Source organism: Alpinimonas psychrophila (genome assembly GCF_014137865.1).
In the GTDB taxonomy this organism is placed as follows: domain Bacteria; phylum Actinomycetota; class Actinomycetes; order Actinomycetales; family Microbacteriaceae; genus Alpinimonas; species Alpinimonas psychrophila.
Map to the genome: position 1 here is coordinate 576,645 of NZ_JACGWU010000001.1, position 20,878 is coordinate 597,522.

17 protein-coding genes are annotated in these 20,878 nt (G+C 58.3%); 6 read left to right on the forward strand and 11 right to left on the reverse strand.

Translation table 11 applies throughout. The features are described 5' to 3' along the window. Positions 1 to 12: 12 nt before the first annotated feature. Complete coding sequence (locus tag FB555_RS02660) at positions 13 to 933, reverse strand: heme o synthase (protein ID WP_182483875.1); 921 nt, start codon at positions 931 to 933, stop codon at positions 13 to 15. 258 nt (positions 934 to 1,191) lie between these two features. Here FB555_RS02660 and tkt point away from each other — a divergent pair, with 258 nt between their 5' ends. From tkt to pgl, 6 genes are read left to right on the forward strand one after another with little or no spacing between them, the layout of a single operon-like run. Next, complete coding sequence (gene tkt / locus FB555_RS02665; RefSeq protein WP_182483876.1) at positions 1,192 to 3,285, forward strand: transketolase; 2,094 nt, start codon at positions 1,192 to 1,194, stop codon at positions 3,283 to 3,285. A gap of 35 nt (positions 3,286 to 3,320) precedes the next feature. Beyond that, the gene (gene tal, locus FB555_RS02670; RefSeq protein ID WP_182483877.1) at positions 3,321 to 4,430 is read left to right on the forward strand and encodes a transaldolase; all 1,110 of its coding nucleotides are present in this window, start codon (positions 3,321 to 3,323) and stop codon (positions 4,428 to 4,430) included. Next, positions 4,427 to 6,037 (forward strand): glucose-6-phosphate isomerase, encoded by a 1,611-nt coding sequence (locus FB555_RS02675; protein WP_182483878.1) that lies wholly within the window; start codon positions 4,427 to 4,429, stop codon positions 6,035 to 6,037. The genes tal and FB555_RS02675 overlap by 4 nt, the downstream gene beginning before the upstream one ends. A gap of 47 nt (positions 6,038 to 6,084) precedes the next feature. After that, positions 6,085 to 7,626 carry a glucose-6-phosphate dehydrogenase gene (zwf, locus tag FB555_RS02680; RefSeq protein WP_182483879.1) on the forward strand — a complete coding sequence of 514 codons (1,542 nt, stop codon included), beginning with the start codon at positions 6,085 to 6,087 and terminating at the stop codon, positions 7,624 to 7,626. Next, positions 7,623 to 8,561: a glucose-6-phosphate dehydrogenase assembly protein OpcA gene (locus FB555_RS02685; protein WP_182483880.1), complete on the forward strand. Its 939-nt coding sequence runs from the start codon at positions 7,623 to 7,625 to the stop codon at positions 8,559 to 8,561. The genes zwf and FB555_RS02685 overlap by 4 nt, the downstream gene beginning before the upstream one ends. A gap of 5 nt (positions 8,562 to 8,566) precedes the next feature. Further along, positions 8,567 to 9,385 carry a 6-phosphogluconolactonase gene (gene pgl / locus FB555_RS02690; RefSeq protein ID WP_182483881.1) on the forward strand — a complete coding sequence of 273 codons (819 nt, stop codon included), beginning with the start codon at positions 8,567 to 8,569 and terminating at the stop codon, positions 9,383 to 9,385. Positions 9,386 to 9,504: 119 nt separating this feature from the next. On the opposite strand, the gene FB555_RS02695 is transcribed toward pgl, so the two are convergent. From FB555_RS02695 to uvrA, 10 genes are all read right to left on the reverse strand, one after another. After that, positions 9,505 to 9,867 carry an RNA polymerase-binding protein RbpA gene (locus FB555_RS02695; protein WP_182483882.1) on the reverse strand — a complete coding sequence of 121 codons (363 nt, stop codon included), beginning with the start codon at positions 9,865 to 9,867 and terminating at the stop codon, positions 9,505 to 9,507. Then, a complete protein-coding gene (gene secG, locus FB555_RS02700; protein WP_182483883.1) occupies positions 9,867 to 10,115 on the reverse strand; it encodes a preprotein translocase subunit SecG in 249 nt (82 codons plus the stop codon). The genes FB555_RS02695 and secG overlap by 1 nt, the downstream gene beginning before the upstream one ends. 72 nt (positions 10,116 to 10,187) lie before the next feature. Then, positions 10,188 to 10,973, reverse strand: coding sequence for a triose-phosphate isomerase (gene tpiA / locus FB555_RS02705; RefSeq protein WP_182483884.1), 786 nt, complete (start codon positions 10,971 to 10,973; stop codon positions 10,188 to 10,190). Next, a complete protein-coding gene (locus FB555_RS02710; RefSeq protein ID WP_182483885.1) occupies positions 10,967 to 12,178 on the reverse strand; it encodes a phosphoglycerate kinase in 1,212 nt (403 codons plus the stop codon). The genes tpiA and FB555_RS02710 overlap by 7 nt, the downstream gene beginning before the upstream one ends. Before the next feature lie 38 nt (positions 12,179 to 12,216). Continuing rightward, positions 12,217 to 13,224, reverse strand: coding sequence for a type I glyceraldehyde-3-phosphate dehydrogenase (gene gap, locus FB555_RS02715; RefSeq protein WP_182483886.1), 1,008 nt, complete (start codon positions 13,222 to 13,224; stop codon positions 12,217 to 12,219). Positions 13,225 to 13,363: 139 nt separating this feature from the next. Next, positions 13,364 to 13,990, reverse strand: coding sequence for a Fe-Mn family superoxide dismutase (locus tag FB555_RS02720; protein WP_182483887.1), 627 nt, complete (start codon positions 13,988 to 13,990; stop codon positions 13,364 to 13,366). Between the two features lie 83 nt (positions 13,991 to 14,073). Next, complete coding sequence (gene whiA / locus FB555_RS02725) at positions 14,074 to 15,054, reverse strand: DNA-binding protein WhiA (protein ID WP_182483888.1); 981 nt, start codon at positions 15,052 to 15,054, stop codon at positions 14,074 to 14,076. Between the two features lie 39 nt (positions 15,055 to 15,093). Beyond that, positions 15,094 to 15,972: an RNase adapter RapZ gene (rapZ, locus tag FB555_RS02730; protein WP_182484267.1), complete on the reverse strand. Its 879-nt coding sequence runs from the start codon at positions 15,970 to 15,972 to the stop codon at positions 15,094 to 15,096. 62 nt (positions 15,973 to 16,034) lie between these two features. Next, on the reverse strand, positions 16,035 to 17,966 hold the full coding sequence (gene uvrC, locus FB555_RS02735) for an excinuclease ABC subunit UvrC (protein WP_182483889.1): 1,932 nt from the start codon (positions 17,964 to 17,966) through the stop codon (positions 16,035 to 16,037). Between the two features lie 8 nt (positions 17,967 to 17,974). Next, a complete protein-coding gene (gene uvrA, locus FB555_RS02740) occupies positions 17,975 to 20,839 on the reverse strand; it encodes an excinuclease ABC subunit UvrA (protein ID WP_182483890.1) in 2,865 nt (954 codons plus the stop codon). Between the last annotated feature and the right edge of the window lie 39 nt (positions 20,840 to 20,878).

Sequence of the window (20,878 nt, forward strand, 5' to 3'; positions counted from 1 at the left end):
AGAATCCTTGTGTTAAAAGGGAAGGAGCGGATCAATCGCAATCACGAGAAAGATAATAGAAAGATAGGCGTTTGAGCCGTGGAAGAGGCGCATGGGCGACGGGTCAGTGTGACGAATGGCGCGTCCATATAACCGGTGGCTCTCGGTGACAAACCAAATTCCCGCAACCAGGGCGACGGCACTATAAAGAACGCCCATTTGGGCAACGGGAATCAAAAGAAGGGTTGCCGCGAGCGTCGCCCAGGCGTAGAGCACTATCTGCAAACCGACGGTGACCCGACCGCGAACGACCGTCAGCATGGGGACGCCAGCATCCTTGTAATCCTGACGATAACGCCAGGACAGGGGCCAGTAATGCGGTGGTGTCCACAAGAAAATAATGGCGAACAGGATGACCGGCGCCCACGTGAGGGAATCGGTCACGGCCGCCCAGCCGATAAGAACCGGGAAGCCTCCGGCAGCGCCGCCCCAGACGATATTCTGCGGGGTGCGTCGCTTGAGAAGAAGAGTGTAGATGACGACGTAGAACGCAATCGCGCCCACGGAGAGCAACGTCGCCAGAAGATTCGTGAAGACGGCAAGCCAAATGGTGGAAACAATCGCCAATGTCCAGGCGAACACAAACGCCTCGCGATCGCTGAGCTCTCCGGTCACGAGAGGTCGACCCTTGGTTCTGCGCATGAGGCGGTCGATATCGCGGTCAATATAACAGTTGAACGCTCCCGCGGCACCGGCGCTCATCGAGCCCCCGATGAGCACGGCGAGAACGAGAAGGAGATTCGGAATGCCCCCTTGGGCTAAGAACATGGTGGGCACGGTGACGGCCAGCAAAAGCTCCATGACGCGGGGCTTCGTGAGAGAAAGATACGCGGCTGCCTTACGACGGAACCCAATGTGCTGGGCTCCTAGTCGAGGATCAAGGGCAACGTTCATGGTTCCTCTAAGGCAGGTGTTTACAAGGTCGTCAAAATTCTACGTCACAATGCACGGTAGCAACGAGCCCGAGACAAGTCGTTCTGTTGTCGAAAACCCTATAATTGAGGGACGGTGTTGGGTGACCCCTGGCAGGAACATTCTCTGAATTTCCACTCAGTGCGAGTGGTCACTGGCTTGTCGGTGTCATGTTCTTCCCAACATTTCCTGCGAATAATCTTCGCGCTGAAAAACGACACCTCGAAGGGCCACCAACACATGGCACATCTTGACTGGAATGAACTCGACAGCAAAGCAGTAGATACGGCCAAGATTCTTGCTGCGGATGCCGTTGAGAAAGTAGGAAATGGCCACCCCGGCACCGCGATGAGTTTGGCTCCCGCGGCATATCTCCTCTTCCAAAAGATCATGCGCCGTGACCCCAGCGACGACACCTGGGTTGGCCGTGACCGCTTTATTCTCTCCGTCGGTCACTCTTCGTTGACGCAATACGTGCAGTTGTATCTGGGCGGCTACGGTCTTGATCTGGAAGACCTCAAGGCGTTGCGTACCTGGGGCTCCCTCACTCCCGGCCACCCGGAATACGGTCACACCAAAGGGGTCGAAATTACCACCGGTCCCCTCGGCCAAGGCCTGGCATCGGCCGTGGGCTTCGCCTACGCTTCCCGTTTCGAACGCGGCCTCTTCGACCCCACGGCTGACACCGGCATGAGCCCCTTCGATCACTTTGTTTATGTGATTGCGGGCGATGGCGACATGCAGGAGGGCGTCACGGCAGAGGCTTCCTCTCTTGCCGGCCACCAGCAGCTCGGCAACCTGATTGCCATCTACGACTCAAACCAGATTTCGATTGAGGATGACACCACCATTGCCTTCACCGAAGATGTGGCGAAGCGCTACGCGGCCTACGACTGGCATGTTCAGACGGTCGATTGGAAGAAGACCGGTGTGTACGTTGAAGACGTAGCCGCCCTCAACGACGCGATTGCAGCAGCCCAGGGTGTCACCGACAAACCTTCGCTCATCATTCTGAAGACCATCATCGGGTGGCCGTCGCCCAAAAAACAGAACACCGGCAAGATTCACGGGTCTGCCCTTGGCGCCGAGGAACTCGCCGGACTCAAAAGTGTTCTGGGCTTTGACCCCGAGCAGAACTTCGCTGTCTCTAACGACGTCATCGCCCACACCCGCGGCGCTCTTGCTCGTGGGGCCAACGCGCGTGCCGAATGGCAAAAGGGCTTCGATGCCTGGGCGCTCGCCAACCCCGAAAACAAACGACTCTTTGATCGCCTCGAGACCGGTGCCCTTCCGACCGGTGTCGAAGCAGCACTGCCCGTCTTCGCGGGGGGAACCGAGGTTTCGACCCGCGCCGCATCCGGCAAGGTATTGAACGCCCTCGGGCCCGTTATCCCTGAGCTGTGGGGCGGATCGGCTGACCTTGCCGAGTCGAACAACACCACGATCGAAGGAAACAAGAGCTTTGTTCCCGCGCAGTGGTCAACCCATGAGTGGACCGGAGACATCTACGGTCGCGTTTTGCATTTTGGAATTCGCGAACATGCCATGGGCGCCATCCTGAACGGCATCGTCTTGCACGGCAAGACCCGCGCGTTCGGCGGAACGTTCCTCATCTTCAGTGACTACATGCGCCCAGCGGTTCGTCTGGCGGCCCTCATGAAGGTGCCCTCGATCTTCGTCTGGACCCACGACTCTGTTGCCCTCGGCGAAGACGGGCCCACTCACCAGCCGATTGAACAGCTTGCAACATTGCGGGCCATTCCCGGACTGGATGTCGTTCGGCCAGCCGATGCCAATGAGGTCGCCTACGCCTGGAAGACCATTCTGGAGCGCCGCGAAGGTCCTGCAGGAATTGCGTTGACCCGTCAAAACATTCCTGTGTACGAACGTGGTGACGGCGTTGCCACCGGCGACACGTTTGCTCATGCTCGCGAGACGGCGAAGGGTGCCTACGTGCTCATCGATGCCGCCAACGGTATGCCCGATGTCATCTTCATTGCCACGGGATCCGAGGTTCAGCTCGCGGTTGCCGCTCGCGAGCAACTTGCTACTGAGGGTGTTCACGCTCGTGTCGTCTCGGTCCCCTGCCTCGAGTGGTTCCACGAGCAATCTACTGCGTACCAAGAAAGTGTCTTGCCCGCCGCCATTACGGCTCGTGTCTCGATTGAGGCCGGCCTTGCCCTCACGTGGGACAAGCTCGTGGGAACCCGTGGTCGCAGCGTCTCAATCGAGCACTTTGGTGCTTCTGCTGACTACAAAACCCTCTTCAGCAAGTTTGGGATCACTACCGACCATGCCGTTGCGGCAGCGCACGAATCCATCGCCGCACTTTAATCCTTTTTCACCCTTAGCTAGGAGTACACGAACACATGTCAGAAACTTCCACCACCCACCTTTCCGCCGCAGGCGTTAGCATTTGGCTCGATGACCTTTCTCGTTCGGCGCTGACGTCTGGTTCCTTGCAGAGATTCATCGACGAGATGAATGTCGTCGGCGTAACCACGAACCCGACCATCTTCGCTGGCGCTTTGACCGATGGTCGAAGCTACGCCGACCAGGTTGCGCAGCTCGCTACTGCCGGCGTAAGCGCCGATGAAGCAGTCTTCGAAATTACAACGGATGACGTGGCGAACGCCTGCACCATGTTCCGTGGCATCTACGACGCCACTAACGGTGTCGATGGTCGCGTCTCCATCGAGGTATCCCCCACCCTTGCGCACGATGCTCCCGGAACGATCGCCGAGGCTAAACGCCTCTGGGCAAAGGTTGACCGCGAGAACGCGCTCATCAAGATTCCCGCTACGCTCGCAGGTCTCGATGCCATCACCGAGGTCATCGGTGCCGGTATTAGCGTCAACGTCACGTTGATTTTCAGCCTGGACCGTCACAAGGACGTCATCGATGCTTACCTTGCCGGGCTGGAAAAGGCCCGCACTGCCGGTATCAACCTGGCAGAAATTCACTCCGTTGCCTCATTCTTCGTGTCACGCGTTGACACCGAGGTTGATGCGCGTCTTGTCAAAATCGGAACTCCTGAGGCGCTTGAGCTCAAGAGCAAGGCTGGAATTGCCAACGCACGTCTCGCGTACCAGCTGTTTGAGAACGAGTTCAACACACCGCGAGCAGTCTCATTGCTCGCCTCTGGTGCGAACCCGCAACGTCCCCTTTGGGCTTCGACCGGTGTCAAAGATCCGTCGCTTCCCGACACTCTGTATGTCACGGAACTCGTGGCCGCGGGGGTCGTGAACACCATGCCCGAAAAGACGCTTCGGGCTACTTTCGATCACGGAATCGTCACGGGCGACTCCATCACCGTCAACTACGGCGATGCCGAGGCCGTGTTCGCTGCTCTCGCGGCGGTTGGTGTGGACATTGATGATGTCACCGCTCAGCTCGAGCGAGAGGGTGTCGAAAAGTTCATCATCTCGTGGGGCGAACTCCTGGATACCGTTCGCATTGCCATGGAAGGCGCAAAATGAGTTTTCGCATTCGTGTCTCGGGGGCGGCCGAAGAAGCAGTTAACCGTCATCTTCCCTCTCTCGTCGCTGATCTCGTGGCCTCGAGTATTACCGATCTGAACCCAACCCTCTGGGGTGTCGCTGCTGTCGATGAGGCAGCGGTGCGTCTGGGGTGGACGGAGTCTGTTGCTGTGTCTCGTCCGCTGGTCGCCGAGATCGAAGCGCTGCGTGATGAGCTCCGGGCTCAGGGGCTGACCCACATCGTTTTGGCGGGAATGGGCGGATCCTCCCTCGCGCCTGAGGTCATCACCCGGACATCCGGTGTTGAACTCACGGTTCTGGACTCAACGGAACCCGGACAGGTTGCCGATGCCCTGTCGGATCGTCTGGAATCCACGGTCTTGGTGGTTTCGAGCAAGTCGGGATCGACTGTAGAGACTGATTCGCAGCGTCGTGTTTATGAAGGTGCTTTCCGCGCGGCTGGTATCGATCCGGTTGGGCGCATCATCATCGTTACCGATCCCGGGTCACCGTTGGACGTATCGGCTCGTGCCGCGGGCTATCGCGTCTTCAACGCGGATCCCAATATCGGCGGGCGATACTCGGCACTCTCGGCATTCGGGTTGGTGCCCTCGGGCCTCGCCGGGGTCAACGTGGGTGAGCTTCTTGATGAAGCCGAAGCCATCATGCTTCTCCTCGCCATCGACAACGAAGACAACCCGGGTCTTATTCTCGGTTCCGCCATTGCCGGGACGATCCCCCTGCGGGACAAATTAGGGCTTGTCCCCGATGGTACTCACCTCGTCGGATTCCCGGATTGGGTCGAGCAACTCATCGCGGAGTCCACCGGCAAGGAAGGCACCGGGATCCTTCCCGTTGTGCTGGATGTTGTGGCCCCCGAGCTCAGCGAGAATCTTCCGGATCTGCAGATTGTGCGCCTCGTAGAGGACGCCCATGAGCACCACCTGCTGAACCGCGATCGGCACGAAGGTGAGATCCTGGTTTCCGGCACCTTGGGCGCGCAATTCCTCGTCTGGGAATACGCGACGGTCATCGCGGGCCGCATCCTCGGAATTAACCCGTTTGATCAGCCCGATGTCGAATCGGCAAAGATTGCGTCGCGCAGCCTTCTCGATTCCCGCCCGGCGCCAACCGCGCCCATTTTTGTGGCGGATGGTATTGAAGTTCGGGCGCACGGTGAATTTCTGGGCGAGGCATCGACCGTACGAGATGCCATTTCGGCGATTCTGGGCGAAGTCCCCGAAAACGGCTACGTCTCTATTCACGCGTATGTCAACCGTGTCGCGATGCCACAGCTCTCGGGTGTCCGTCAGCTCGTTGCGGCTCGAGCTGGGCGCCCCGTCACCTTTGGTTGGGGGCCACGGTTCTTGCACTCCACCGGGCAATTCCACAAGGGTGGACCGGCTGTAGGGGTCTTCATCCAGATCCTTCAGGCTTCCGAATTTGAGGTTGTCATTCCCGAGCGTCCCTTCACCTTTGGGGAGCTCATTGCTGCTCAGGCTGCGGGAGACGCGAATGTCCTTGCGGACCACGGTCGCCCCGTGCTCACGCTGACGCTCACTCATCCAGAAGCTGACCTGACGTCACTTTTTGAAGCATTCAACTAGATCACTCGGCGTTCCCCAACTTCGGTTCAACCTGTACAAGGAGTTTAATGTCGCCTGTTGACATCACACCCGAATTCAACCCCCTTCGCGTTGCCGAGGATCGTCGGCTGAACCGCATTGCCGGGCCCTCCGGGCTCGTCATCTTTGGTGTGACGGGAGACCTGTCACGCAAGAAATTGATGCCGGCGGTTTACGACCTGGCGAACCGCGGACTGCTTCCCCCGGGGTTTGCCCTCGTGGGGTTTGCGCGGCGTGATTGGGTTCATGAGGACTTTGCTCAGGTCGTGCATGACTCCGTCAAGCAATACGCCCGGACAGAGTTCAAAGAGGACGTCTGGAAGCAGCTTGCGAAGGGCATCCGTTTCGTTAAAGGGACGTTTGACGATGACGCTTCCTTTGACCGTCTGAAGTCCACGATTGAGGAGCTGGATCGCAAACGAGGAACCATGGGGAATCATGCGTTCTACCTGTCGATTCCCCCGCGATCATTTCCCCAAGTGACGGAGCAGCTCCGTCGGTCTGGTCTCGCCGAACAGGTCGTGGGCCAATGGCGTCGCGTGGTGATTGAGAAACCTTTCGGCAGTGACCTCAAGACGGCGCGCGAATTGAATGATGTTGTGGAGTCCGTTTTCCCGCCGGACGCGGTCTTTCGAATCGATCACTACCTCGGCAAAGAGACCGTTCAGAATATCTTGGCGTTGCGTTTTGCTAATCAACTTTTTGAACCACTGTGGAATGCGGAGCACGTGGATCACGTGCAAATCACCATGGCCGAAGATATTGGTGTCGGGGGGCGCGCCGGATATTACGACGGCATTGGTGCCGCCAGAGACGTCATCCAGAATCATCTTCTGCAACTCCTGGCCTTGACCGCAATGGAGGAGCCCATCTCCTTTAACGCGGAAGATCTTCGTGCCGAGAAAGAGAAAGTCTTGGCAGCGGTTCGCCTTCCGAAGGACTTGGGTGCTGCTACGGCTCGCGGTCAGTACTCGAGCGGCTGGCAAGGCGGCGAAAAGGTCGTCGGTTTTCTGGAGGAAGACGGCATGAACCCGGAGTCCATGACCGAAACGTATGCGGCCATGCGTCTCGACATTGGAACCCGTCGGTGGGCCGGGGTGCCCTTCTACCTTCGGGCGGGAAAGCGGCTCGGGAGACGAGTGACCGAGATCGCCGTCGTCTTCAAGCGCGCACCCCAGTATCTTTTTGCTGACCACCAGACGTCTGCTCTGGGACAAAATGCTCTCGTTATTCGGGTCCAACCTGATGAGGGTGTCACCATTCGCTTCGGTTCTAAAGTGCCCGGCGCCGGCATGCAGGTGCGCGATGTGACCATGGACTTCGGTTATGGCCACGCTTTCACTGAGGCCAGCCCCGAGGCCTATGAGCGCCTTATCCTTGACGTCCTCCTGGGCGATCCTCCCCTGTTTCCCCGTCATGAGGAAGTGGAATTGAGCTGGAAGATTCTCGACCCCATTGAGGAGTTCTGGCGTGCTCAAGGACAACCCGAGCAGTACAGCCCGGGAACGTGGGGCCCCTCCTCCGCTGACGAAATGATGGCCCGTGACGGCCGAGTTTGGAGACGTCCATGATCGTCGAATTCCCGAACACGACATCCGCCAAGGTTGCCAAGGAACTGGTCAAGATTCGTGAAGAAGGTGGCGCTGTTGCGCTCGGGAGGGTGCTGACCCTGCTTATCGCAACGCATCCCGGTGAAGAAGAAGAGGCTATTTCGGCCGCCAACGAGGCGTCGCGGGAACATCCCATGCGCGTCATTGTGGTGAGCATTCCCGAGGAATCCACGGGCATCACAAACCGTCTCGACGCCGAAGTGCGGGTCGGCGGCGACGCCGGGGCAAGCGATGTCATCGTTCTGCGCGCCTATGGTGATGTCGCCTCCGACCCGCAAGGTCTCGTGATGGGCCTGCTGCTGCCCGACGCCCCCGTCGTGGCGTGGTGGCCTGGCAAGGCTCCCGCGATCGTTTCCCAGTCGTCTTTGGGGCAAATTTCCCAGTGTCGCATCACGGATGCGGCCACGCAGATTGATCCCATTGCCACGATTGAGGCGCTGGCCAAGACCTATTCCCCGGGCGATGCGGACTTCGCGTGGACGCGACTCACGTTATGGCGCACGCAACTCGCCGCCGTTCTCGATCAGCCGCCCTACGAGCCGATTATCGAGGCTCACGTGACGTCTACGCTCGATTTCCCGTCAGCCAAGTTGCTGGCCGCCTGGCTGCAGCTTCAGCTCAAGGTGCCGGTGTCCTGTGATCACGGGCACAAGTCCAGCACGTGGCAGGGAATCTTAGGAGTTCGACTCGTCCGCGCTTCTGGTGAAATCCAGCTCCAACGCGTTGAACCAGGAATCGCGCGCTTGAGCCAGCCTAACCAGCCCACCCACGACATCTCGATGCCGTTGCGCAACCTCCGTGACTGCCTCTCTGAGGAGTTGCGTCGACTAGACCCCGATACGGTCTACGGCCGCGTCATTCAAGAGGGCATCCCCCTCGTCAGCGTTAAGGCGTAACTTTCGTGAGTGCCGTTTCGGGCGAAGGCGTTATTCGCGTTGACCACGGCGTGACGCGCGAACTGATGGTGGCGGCAGGTCCCGAAGCCCTGATTGCAATCATCGATCAGCGTTTTGAGAGCGTGGTTTCGGAACTGCTCGAAACTCAAGCCCTGGTTCATGTCGTGCTCACGGGAGGGACGATCGGAATCGGTCTTCTTCGCCCCTTAGACGGTGAGAATCGTCTCGATTGGTCGCGCATTCACGTGTGGTGGGGCGATGAGCGCTGGGTTGCGGCCGGTCACTCCGACCGAAACGAGGGCCAGGCGGCACAAGCGCTGTTGAACCGTGTTCCCATCCCCACTGATAACGTGCACCGCTTTCCTGCGTCGGATGCTGGACTCACCCTTGATCAAGCGGCGCGGGCGTACCAATCAGAACTAGAGAGCTTTGCTCCCGCCTTGAAGCGTGCCGATTTTCTCGGCGCAACCTTCAACGGCACGGAAGCCTTCCGTACACCAGCCTTCGACATCACCTTTCTCGGGGTCGGGCCGGATGCGCACGTGGCAAGCCTCTTCCCCGGACTCGGGGGAATTTCGGCCAAGAACGCTTCGGTCATTGCCATTCGTGACTCCCCCAAGCCACCCGCCGAACGTCTAAGCCTCACGTTGCCGGTTATCAACGCGTCTGCGCGGGTCTGGGTGGTCGCCGCGGGCGCCGACAAGGCCGAAGCTGTTCATCAGGCGTTCCATGCCTCAGATCCCGCCACAGCGCCCGTGAGTGGTGTTCACGGAACCCTGGAGACGGTTATCTTTGCGGATGCTGCGGCAGCGGCGCGGCTTTAGAGCTTAAACGACGTCTCACTCAATGTTCCGTTCGGCCGTTCCGGCCCTCCCGTTGGATTAAGCAAAAGAATGTCCTCGCGTTTAAGACGTGAAGACATTTCTTTTGAGTACGTTTTTGATTACGCCTTGGCGGTGCCGCGACGAACGCGGAGCTGGTGCAAGGCGTCATCAAGAATCTGCTCGGCCTCTTCGGTCGTGCGACGCTCCTTGACATAGGCCAAGTGCGTTTTGTAGGGCTCGAGCTTTGCGAGCTGAGGAGGATTGGCTTGATCGCGACCAGCAGGAAGGCCCGACTGGGGGCTGTCAATAGTCTCGGGGATTTCATCCTCGGGAAGAGTTGCCGAGAAGAAACGTTGCGTGTGGTTCCCCAACGCGTCCCAATATGAGACCGCTACGCGATCAGCGTGAACGCCATGATCTTGTTCGCCCATGGGACCAGCGCCAACGCGCGAACCCCGAATTGCACTGCCGCCCGAGGCCATTATGCTCCTTGAAACTTAGTAATGAGGCCCAGGATCACGATGCACGTGATCCAGATGAGGCCCAAAATGATGGTGATGCGGTTAAGGTTTCGCTCGGCGACCCCGGAAGAACCAAGGGTTGATGACATACCGCCGCCGAACATGTCGGAGACACCGCCGCCACGTCCCTTGTGCAGCAGGATGAGGAGCGTCAGCAGGAGGCTGGTAATACCCAGCAGGACCTGCATGATGACTTGGAGGATCTCCACAGAAAAAACCTTTCACACGTTCTTGGTACACCCGACGAACACTGTCGCAGTGCGCCTTGTAACTATATCTGACTAGATGACGTGCTTTTGAAATCGAGCAATGCTGGAAAACTCGGCCACGTCGAGGCTAGCCCCGCCGACAAGGGCGCCATCGATGTTCGTTTGGCGCATGAACCCCGCAATATTCGTTGACTTCACCGAACCGCCATAGAGGATTCGGGTTCGCTCCGCCGCGTCTGTTCCGAGTTCTTCGGCCAAAGCAACGCGAAGAGCGGCACAGACTTGTTCGGCTTGCTCCTCTGTTGCCGCGAGCCCCGAGCCGATTGCCCAGACGGGCTCGTAGGCGATGACAATATTTGCGTCAGCGGAAACTCCGGCGAGGGCAGCGCGCATTTGAGCTACGGGCACGGCGCTCGGACCAAATTCCTCGAGGTCCTCGGCCGTTTCCCCGACACACAACACGGGAACAACGTTGTGCTTGAGCGCAGCCTTGACCTTGGCATTCAAGAGTTCGTCGTTCTCACCGTGGTACTGGCGTCGCTCGGAGTGGCCCACAATGACGTAGGTGCACTCAAGCTTGGCGAGAAACGCGCCGGAAATCTCGCCGGTATAGGCACCGGAATCGTGAGCCGAGAGGTCTTGGCCACCGTAGACAATGTCGAGCTTGTCCGCCGCGATCAGGTTTTGCACGCTGCGGAGATCGGTAAAAGGCGGGAAGACGGCCACTTCGGCCTGGGTGTAATCGTGGTGGGCGTCTTTGAGCGTCCACGCCAGCTTCTGAACGAAAGCGATGGCTTGGAGGTGATCCAAGTTCATCTTCCAGTTGCCCGCAAGTAGGGGCGTGCGTACAGTTACCATCCGAGGACCTCCAGGCCTGGCAGACGCTTGCCTTCGAGGAACTCGAGGCTGGCACCGCCTCCGGTTGAAATGTGACCAAATTGGTCATCAGTGAAGCCAAGAACGCGAACGGCAGCGGCCGAGTCGCCGCCACCAACGACCGAGAGGCCGTCGACTTCAGTGAGCGCTGCGGCAATAGCACGCGTTCCTTGGGCAAAAGCAGGGAATTCAAACACGCCAGCCGGTCCGTTCCAGAATACCGTCTTGGAAGCACGGATGCGACGGGCGAAGTCTTCGGCCGTTGCCGGGCCAATATCGAGTCCCAGGCCTTTTTCCGCGAAGGGAGTATCTTCAATGCCGTCGATGGGGGTGACGACGAAGTCTGCGTCTGGCCCAAACTTGGCGGCGACGACAATATCGGTCGGAAGCACAATTTCAACACCGCGTTCGGCAGCATCGGTTAGATAGCCACGAACCGTATCGAGTTGGTCAACCTCTAGAAGGCTCGCCCCTACCTTGTGGCCAGCCGCCGCCAGGAACGTAAAGACCATTCCGCCACCGACCAATATAGTGTCGACCCGGGGCAGGAGATGAGCAATGACGCCCAACTTGTCGCTGACCTTGGAACCGCCGAGAACGACCGTGTAGGGGCGCTCGGGGTTCTCCGTCAAACGATCCAGAACTTTGAGTTCCGTTTCTATCAGCAGGCCAGCGGCGCTGGGCAAAAGTTCGGCCAGCTCAAAAACGCTGGCCTGTTTGCGGTGAACGACACCGAAGCCGTCGGAAACAAAGGCATCGCCAAACGCCGCAAGCTGTGAGGCAAAAACCCGCCGCTGGTCGGCATCCTTGGAGGTTTCACCCGGGTTGAAACGCAGGTTCTCAAGGACGGCGAGTTCGCCATCTTCGAGAGCGGCAACGGCCGTTTTTGCCGAGTCCCCCACAGTGTCCGTGGCGAAGGCTACAGGTTTACCGATGAGCTCGGCCAAGCGCTCGGCAGCCGGCTTCAAGCTAAAGCGAGCTTCTGGAGCGCCGTCAGGGCGCCCGAGGTGCGAAATTATCACAACTCGAGCTCCCTGAGCGAGCAGAGCATTCAGTGTGGGCAGTGACGCCCGGATGCGACCATCATCCGAAATTTTTGAATCTGACAGTGGAACGTTCAGATCACAGCGAACGATGACGCGTTTTCCGGAAAGGGATCCCAAGGATTCCAAGGTGCGCAGGGCCAACAGTGCTCGTTTCTCTAGAAGTGGTGCAGAGACTGTATTTACAGAGTTTCTGCGACGTACTCGGTGATGTCGACAAGACGGTTGGAGTAACCCCACTCGTTGTCGTACCAGCTGGAGATCTTGACCTGGTTGCCCAGGATGCGCAGGAGCCCGGCATCGAAGATCGAGGAGTGAGGGTCGGTCACGATGTCGCTGGAGACAATCTCATCTTCGGTGTACTTGAGGATGCCTTTGAGCGGACCCTCGGCGGCAGCCTTGAAGGCAGTTTTGACCTGCTCAGCGGTGACGGGTGTCTCCACCTGAATCGTGAGGTCGGTGATCGAACCGGTGGGAACGGGAACGCGAAGTGCGAATCCGTCGAGCTTGCCCTGCAGTTCGGGGAGGACCTTGCCAATTGTCTTGGCGGCGCCGGTGCTGGAAGGCACGATGTTGATTGCGGCAGCACGCGCACGGCGGAGGTCGTTGTGCGGGCCATCCTGAAGGTTCTGGTCGGCTGTGTATGCGTGAACCGTCGTCATCAGGCCCGTAACGATTCCGAACTCCTCGTTGAAAACCTTGACCAGCGGCGCGAGACAGTTGGTCGTGCAGGAGGCGTTGGAAATGATGTGGTCCGTTGCGCCGTTGTAGGTCGTGTGGTTGACCCCCATAACGAACGTTGCGATGTCGTCTCCGGTGGGAGGCGCGGACAGGATGACCTTCTTGGCACCAGCGTCAATGTGCTTCTGCGCGGCAACGCGGCTCGTGAAGTGTCCAGTTGACTCAATGACAACGTCTACTCCGAGGGCACCCCAAGTAAGGTTTGCCGGGTCGCGCTCGGCAAGAACACGGATCTTCTTGCCATTGACGATGATGTTCTCAGCGTCGTGGCTTACCTCTGCGTCAAGGCGACCGGTGACCGAGTCGTACTTGAGGAGGTGGGCGAGCACCTTGGTGTCGCTGAGGTCGTTGACAGCAACGATCTCAATGTCAGCGCCCTGCGCCATTGCGGCGCGGAAGTAGTTACGACCAATACGGCCAAAACCGTTAATACCAACTTTTACAGTCACTTCGTCTCCAAGTGAAATGGGGGCGAATCAGGAGGGCTAATTCGCATTAATTGAAAGGGAACATTTCGGAACAACCGGCGATGTGGCCGGGAGAACAAGAGAGGGTGCCCTGAAAAACTCTCAGGACACCCATGTCTAATTACGAGAATAGCAGGACGCTTGCTGCACCCTTGCGTGACGCCTCGAAGCGCGCAGAAACATCTGCCCAGTTGATGATGTTCCAGAAGGCAGTGACGTAGTCGCCCTTTACATTCTTGTAGTCCAAGTAGAAGGCATGTTCCCACATGTCGAGCATGAGCAAGGGGACGGTACCGGCGGCAATGTTACCTTGCTGGTCATAGAGCTGCTCAATGATGAGCTGCTTTCCCACGGCGTCATACGCGAGGAATGCCCAGCCGGAACCCTGAAGGCCCAAAGCGGCAGCGTTGAAGTGGGCACGAAATTTGTCAAACGAACCAAAGAATTCGTCGATGGCGGCAGCAAGCTCGCCTGAGGGGCGCTCTTCGGAGTCAGGGGTGAGATTCTTCCAAAAAATGGAGTGGTTCGTGTGTCCACCGAGGTGAAAAGCGAGATCCTTTTGCAACTTGTTGATGTTGGTAAAATCGCCTGCGTCGCGGGCTTCGGCGAGTTTGTCGAGGGCGGTGTTCGCGCCATCGACATAGGCTTTGTGATGCTTGCTGTGGTGCAGTTCCATAATTGTCGCGCTGATATGCGGCGCGAGGGCGGCGTAGTCGTAGGTCAGTTCCGGTAGCGAATATGTAGCCACAGTGTTATCTCCTTGATTGAGAGGCCGTGCGCCGGACGTAATAATCGTCGGCCACACGCCCCAGTTTACTCTTGCGAAAAGGGTTATTCCACGTCGAAGTCATCTGGTACAGCAGACTCTGTGCCAGGGATACCGAGCTCTAGTGCACGCTTATCGGCCATGGCCAGGAGGCGGCGAATACGACCGGCAACGGCATCTTTTGTCATGGGGGGATCAGCGTGGTGCCCGAGCTCGTCGAGGCTGGCGTCTCGAAAATTCAATCGCAAGGCACCGGCGTATTTGAGGTGGTCCGGAATATCTTCGCCGAGAATCTCGAGAGCGAGAGCCACTCGGGCGCAGGCGGCGACGGCGGCTTGGGCCGAGCGACGAAGGTTAGCATCGTCGAAGTTGACGAGCCGGTTTGCGGTGGCGCGAACTTCTCGACGTTGGCGCAATTCCTCCCATTTGTGAACGGTCTCCTTGGCGCCCATGATCGTCAGCACGGCGCTAATGGCCTCGTCTTCACGGATCACAACACGGTGAACACCACGAACCTCCCGCGCTTTCGCAGCGATCCGAAGGCGGTTGGCAGCGCCGACGAGGGCCATCGCCGCTTCATTAGTCGGGCACACTATTTCAAGGGCGGCCGAGCGACCGGGATCCGTGAGGGTTCCGGTCGCAAGGAAAGCCCCGCGCCAGATGGCGGAGAGGTCTTCGAGGTTTCCGGTTGTGAGTTTATTGGGCAGGCCACGAATGGGCCGACGCCTCGCATCTAACAAACCTGTTTGGCGGGCCAGGGTCTCGCCCCCTTCGACAACGCGCACGAGGTAGGTGGGGGCAGTTTTGGCTCCGGAATTGGAAGAGATTTTACCTTCACTCCGCACACCATAGATCTCCGCTAGATCCTTGCGAACCCGTGTTGCGAGTTCCTGCGAGTCGAGTTCTGCTTCGACCGCAATGCGACCCGAAATCGTGTGGAGCCCTCCCGCAAACCGCAGAATAGTCGCGAGTTCGGCCGTGCGAACGCTGGTCTTGCCGGCACCAACGGTAATGAGCTCTTGTTTGACGTTGTCTGTTAATCCCACGCTAAATTCCTCTGTCTACCAACTGAAAACTGAAATGAACTATTCGCGCCCGAGGTCGCGATGTTTGATGCGAACAACGACACCAGGAAGTTTGGCCAGCTCAATTGCTAAAGCCTGCGCTAGTGCAACGGAGCGATGTTTTCCTCCGGTGCAGCCAATCGCAATTGTGGCGTGGCGCTTGTTTTCGCGCTGGTAGCCCGCCATGACCGGAGATAAAGCCACCGCATAGGCCTGAACAAATTCGCTTGCTCCGGGCTGGGACAGAACGTACTCGGAAACTTCCTTGTCGAGTCCCGTAAATGCCCGAAGCTCCGGCATCCAGAAGGGGTTGGGCAGAAAACGCCCATCGGCAATGAGGTCAACATCGGTTGGTGTTCCGTATTTGAAGCCGAAACTCATCAACGTCAGACGTACGCCGGCCGTGTCTTCTTGTGCGAATGTTTCAGTGATATTCGTGGCCAGCTGGTGAATATTGAGGTCGCTGGTATCGATGACCATGTCGCTATTTTCTCGCATCTCTCGCATGCGTGAACGTTCAGCCACGATGCCATCAATAATGGTGCCGTCACCTTGCAAGGGGTGTGGCCTGCGCACGGACTCGAAGCGACGAACGAGAGACTCATCGGTGGCATCAAGAAAGAGAATGCGTAACTTGGTGCCCGAACGAATCGATTGAATAATTTCTTGCAGGTCAGCAAAAAAGTTGCGACCACGAACATCCACGACAGCAGCGATTTTCGGAAGGTTTGTTCCGGCCTTTTCTGCTAGTTCGACCAAAGGCCTTAGCATCTGGGGCGGGAGGTTGTCGACGACGTACCAACCGAGGTCTTCAAGGGCATTGCCTACGGTTGAACGCCCGGCACCGGACATGCCCGTCACAATGAGCACCTCTTGCTCGGTGTTGGTCGTTTCTGGCATAGCCACCTTCGTCTTTTATTTGCTTCGTTAAACTCTACTCACTCGCGACACGCCCGGGCGACCTAAGCCTTCAACGCATCCTTGATAGTTGTCGCCAGAGCGTGATTGATTCCCGAAAGCGATGCAATTTCTTCCACCGTCGCATTCTTCAAGACCGTGACAGAACCAAAATGACTGAGCAGTTTCTTGATGCGAGTGGGCCCTAAACCGGGAATGTCATTCAGCACGGTATTGATGTCGCGCTTGCGACTGGTTCGTTGAAAGGAGATGGCAAAGCGGTGAGCCTCGTCGCGGACCTGTTGAAGCAGGAAGAGACCCTCCGAGTTGCGGGGCAAGATGATGGGATACGACTCCCCAGCCACCCACACTTCCTCGAGACGTTTGGCGAGACCAACGAGAGGAATGTGGCCGAGGCCAGCTTCGGCGAGGGCCCGTTGAGCTGCGTTGACCTGGGGCTGTCCTCCATCGACGATGAGGAGCCCCGGGGGATACGCGAAGGATTTCTTTTTTGGCACGGTCGTGACAATCTCCCCCTCGGCGACCGGATCGATTTCCCCGCTGAAGCGGGGAGCCTCCGGGTCCTGTACGGCTCCCGTGAGGTAGGCCAAGCGACGGGAGAGGACCTGGTGCATGGCGTCAGTGTCGTCTCGTGCCTCGGGAATGGCGAACTTGCGATAGTCACTTTTTTTGGCGAGACCGTCTTCGAAGACAACCATGGAAGCGACGATGCGCGTGCCCGAAAGGTGAGAGACGTCGAAGCACTCGATGCGGAGCGGGGACGCTGGCAGACCGAGAGCGATCTCAAGTTCGGCCAACGCTTTGCTCCGGGAGATGTAATCGGCGCTGCGTCTGGTCTTGAACAGCATGAGGGCCTGTTTTGCGTTTTTTTCGACCGTTGCGGCGAGGGCTGCCAAGTCGCCCCTGGATGCCACTCTCAATTTGACCCGTGCTGCGCGGGGGTCACTTGTTCGTTCGCGACGAATCTCTGTCAGCCAGTCTCGAACGGCATCCTCGTCATCGGGGATCAGTGGCACGATGACGTCCCGGGGCGGCGAATCCTCTGTCTCATATGCCACGCGAAGCATATTGTCGACAAGCTCGCCATCCTCTACGTCTAGGGCGATATCCACAGTCCAGGAACGAACACCACGCACACGGCCACCGCGCACGATGAACTGCTGCACGGCCGCGGAGAGTTCGTCACGGGCGAGACCAAAGACATCGGCATCAACTTCTTCGGGTAAGACCACGGAGCTCTTCGAGGCGACAGTCTCCAGGGCCGCAATGTTGTCGCGATATTTTGCGGCGCCTTCGTAATCCTGGTTTTCTGACGCATCAAACATTTTCTGTTTGAGCTGCTTGAGGTGTCCATCATTTTTTCCGCTCATGAAGGCCGAAAGGTCTAAGGCGATGGAACGGTGCTCTTCCGGAGTCACGCGACCAGCACAGGGCGCCGCGCAACGACCGATGTCACCGAGGAGGCAGGGACGCTTTGCTGCCTCCGCTTTCTTATAGATTCCATCACTGCAGCTGCGCATCGGAAAGACGGGAAGGATGAGATCAAGCGTCTCGCGAATGGCCCAGGTCTTCGTGTAGGGCCCAAAGTATCGGGCGTTTGGAATCTTGTGGTTGCGGGTAATGAGAACCCGGGGCACCTTCTCCCCCAACGTCAAGGCAAGGTAAGGGTAGGACTTGTCGTCCCGGAACTGGATGTTGAACGGAGGCTCAAACTCCTTGATCCAGGTGAACTCCAGCTGCAGCGCCTCGAATTCAGTACGGACGACCGTCCACTCCACGCTTGCGGCTGACGTGACCATCCGACGAGTTCGCTCGTGGAGTTTTTCCAGCGGAGCAAAATAACTCGTGAGGCGGGCACGCAGGTTCTTGGCCTTGCCGACGTACAGAATGCGCGCGGTCGCATCCCGAAATCGGTACACCCCCGGATTCGTGGGGATGTCACCGGTTTTGGGGCGATAGCTGAGCATGTCGGCCATAGGCGTCGTTAGACCTTGAGAATCTCGCGGAGGAAGGTTGCCGTATGGCTCTTCTTAGATTTTGCAACGGTTTCGGGGGTTCCCACAGCGATGATCTGGCCTCCCCCGGCGCCACCTTCCGGACCCATATCGATGAGCCAATCGGCACTCTTGATGACGTCAAGGTTGTGCTCAATAACGATGACGGTGTTGCCCTTCTCAACGAGGGAGTTCAGCACCAAAAGCAATTTGCGCACGTCTTCGAAGTGAAGACCCGTGGTGGGCTCATCCAGAACATAGACGCTGCGGCCGTTGGAGCGCTTCTGCAACTCTGTTGCAAGCTTCACTCGCTGGGCCTCGCCGCCGGAGAGTGTCGTGGCACTCTGACCGAGACGAACGTAGCCGAGGCCCACCTCGACGAGGGTGAGGAGGAAACGGTGGATGGACGAAATGGGTTCGAAGAAGTCTGCTGCTTCGCTGATGGGCATATTCAGTACCTCGGCAATGTTTTTGCCCTTGTACTTCACCTGCAGAGTGTCGCGGTTATAGCGGGCACCGTGGCAGACATCGCAGTCCACATAGACATCCGGCAAGAAGTTCATCTCGATCTTGATCGTGCCATCACCGGAACACGCCTCGCACCGGCCGCCCTTGACGTTGAAGCTGTAGCGACCGGGAAGGTAACCACGTGTCTTGGATTCGGTGGTCTCCGAGAACAGAGTGCGAATCTTGTCGAAAACACCCGTGTAGGTCGCCGGGTTCGATCGGGGGGTGCGACCGATGGGGTTCTGGTCGACGTGGATGACCTTGTCGAGGTTTTCCAGGCCCGTGACGCGGGTGTGCTTTCCGGCCACCGTGCGGGCACCGTTGAGCTTGTTGGCAAGCACCTTATAGAGAATGTCGTTGATGAGCGATGACTTGCCCGAACCAGAGACGCCTGTCACAGCAACGAATAGGCCGAGGGGGAACGTGGCCGTGACTTTGCGCAGGTTATTGGCCTGGGCGCCGATGACGGTGATTTCGCGGCCGGGTTCGGCCTGACGCCGCTGGGGGGGAATCGCGATTGACTTGCGACCGGAAATGTAGTCGGCTGTGAGAGACTCGGTGTTCTTCAGGAGAGACTCGTAATCTCCTGAGTGCACAACCTTGCCGCCGTTGACGCCGGCACCCGGGCCAATGTCAACAATCCAGTCTGCGGTCTGGATGGTGTCTTCGTCGTGCTCCACGACAATCAGCGTGTTGCCGAGGTCTCTGAGTTTGAGGAGGGTATCGATGAGTCTGCGGTTGTCTCGTTGGTGCAGACCGATGCTGGGCTCATCCAAAACATAGAGAACTCCGGTCAGGCCTGAACCAATCTGGGTCGCAAGACGGATTCTCTGCGCCTCTCCGCCGGAGAGAGATCCAGCGGCACGCGCGAGATTCAAGTACGTCAGGCCCACTTCGATGAGGAAGTCGAGACGCGCACGAATCTCTCGCAGAACCTGAGCGGCGATGTGCGCCTCGCGGTCTGTGAGGACGAGCTCATCCATGAAGGTACGGGCAGCTGTCAAAGGAAGTTCGGCGATGTCGGCAATCGACTTGTCGTTGATGAGAACCGCGAGAACCTCGGGGCGCAGACGTTTGCCACCACAGTCGATGCATGGAACCTCACGCAGGTACTCTGCCCAGCGGGCGCGTTGAACATCGGTCTCGGCCTGCAGATACTGACGCTCAATGTAGGGAACGACACCCTCGAAGCCCGAGCTATAGGCAACCTCGCGGCCGTAGCGGTTCTTCCAGCGCACCTTGACGTTGAAGTTGTTGCCGTTCATGACGGCCGTGCGCACGCCGGCCGGCAGCTTGTTCCAGGGGGTGTCGAGCGAGAAGTCGAGGTCATCGGCCAGGCCGGTGAGTAATTTCTCATAGTACTGAAAGAGGCCCTTGCCCTGAGTTGCCCACGGGATGATGACGCCCTCGTTGACGCTAAAGTCGGGGTCGCCGAGAAGGAGGTCTTCATCCACGGACATTCGAGTGCCGAGCCCCGAGCACGTGGGGCAGGATCCAAACGGTGCGTTGAAGGAGAAGGTGCGAGGCTCGAACTCGGCCACGGAGATGGGGTGGTTGTTCGGGCACGATAGTTTCTCGGAGAAGGACAGCCACGCATCGTCGCCTTCCTCGTCGATGAAATTGATCATGACGGTACCGCTGGAGAGTTTGAGGGCCGTCTCGAGTGAGTCGGTGAGGCGCGAGAGTAGTTCCGGGCCAGCAACAAGACGATCCACGATGACGGAGATATCGTGCTTGAAGCTTTTCTTGAGCAACGGTGGTGCGCTGAGCTGAATCTGATCGCCGTCGACGAGAGCACGGGCGTAGCCGCTTGCGGCCAGCTCGGCGAAGAGCTCAACGAACTCGCCCTTCTTCTGGCTCACAATGGGGGCTACGACTTGGTAACGGGTCTCGGGCTCAAGTTCCATCAGGTGGTCGGCAATTTGCTGAACCGACTGAGCTTGAATCTTCTCGCCGCACTCAGGGCAGTGGGGAATACCGATGCGGGCCCAGAGAAGACGCATGTAGTCGTATATTTCGGTAATCGTGCCTACGGTCGAGCGCGGGTTGCGGTTCGTTGATTTCTGGTCAATGGAGACGGCCGGACTCAAACCCTCGATGAAGTCCACATCGGGTCGATCTACCTGGCCGAGAAACTGGCGGGCGTAGGCCGAAAGAGACTCAACGTAACGACGTTGTCCCTCGGCAAAAATGGTGTCAAAGGCGAGAGAAGACTTTCCCGAACCTGATAGTCCCGTGAAAACAACGAGAGAATCGCGAGGAATCTCTAGATCAATGTTTTGCAGATTGTGAACCCTGGCGCCTTTGACGCTGAGCGTGGAATGAGAGGTTACCTTCGAGACAGACACCCTTCAAGTCTACGAGTGTAAAGACACTGCTTGAGGCGT

Coding starts and splice junctions, on each gene's coding strand:
- tpiA (WP_182483884.1), bottom strand. CDS start 10,973: ATGGTAACTGTACGCACGCCCCTACTTGCGGGCAACTGGAAGATGAAC.
- FB555_RS02660 (WP_182483875.1), bottom strand. CDS start 933: ATGAACGTTGCCCTTGATCCTCGACTAGGAGCCCAGCACATTGGGTTC.
- FB555_RS02685 (WP_182483880.1), top strand. CDS start 7,623: ATGATCGTCGAATTCCCGAACACGACATCCGCCAAGGTTGCCAAGGAA.
- tkt (WP_182483876.1), top strand. CDS start 1,192: ATGGCACATCTTGACTGGAATGAACTCGACAGCAAAGCAGTAGATACG.
- tal (WP_182483877.1), top strand. CDS start 3,321: ATGTCAGAAACTTCCACCACCCACCTTTCCGCCGCAGGCGTTAGCATT.
- FB555_RS02675 (WP_182483878.1), top strand. CDS start 4,427: ATGAGTTTTCGCATTCGTGTCTCGGGGGCGGCCGAAGAAGCAGTTAAC.
- zwf (WP_182483879.1), top strand. CDS start 6,085: ATGTCGCCTGTTGACATCACACCCGAATTCAACCCCCTTCGCGTTGCC.
- uvrC (WP_182483889.1), bottom strand. CDS start 17,966: ATGGCCGACATGCTCAGCTATCGCCCCAAAACCGGTGACATCCCCACG.
- FB555_RS02695 (WP_182483882.1), bottom strand. CDS start 9,867: ATGGCCTCGGGCGGCAGTGCAATTCGGGGTTCGCGCGTTGGCGCTGGT.
- rapZ (WP_182484267.1), bottom strand. CDS start 15,972: ATGCCAGAAACGACCAACACCGAGCAAGAGGTGCTCATTGTGACGGGC.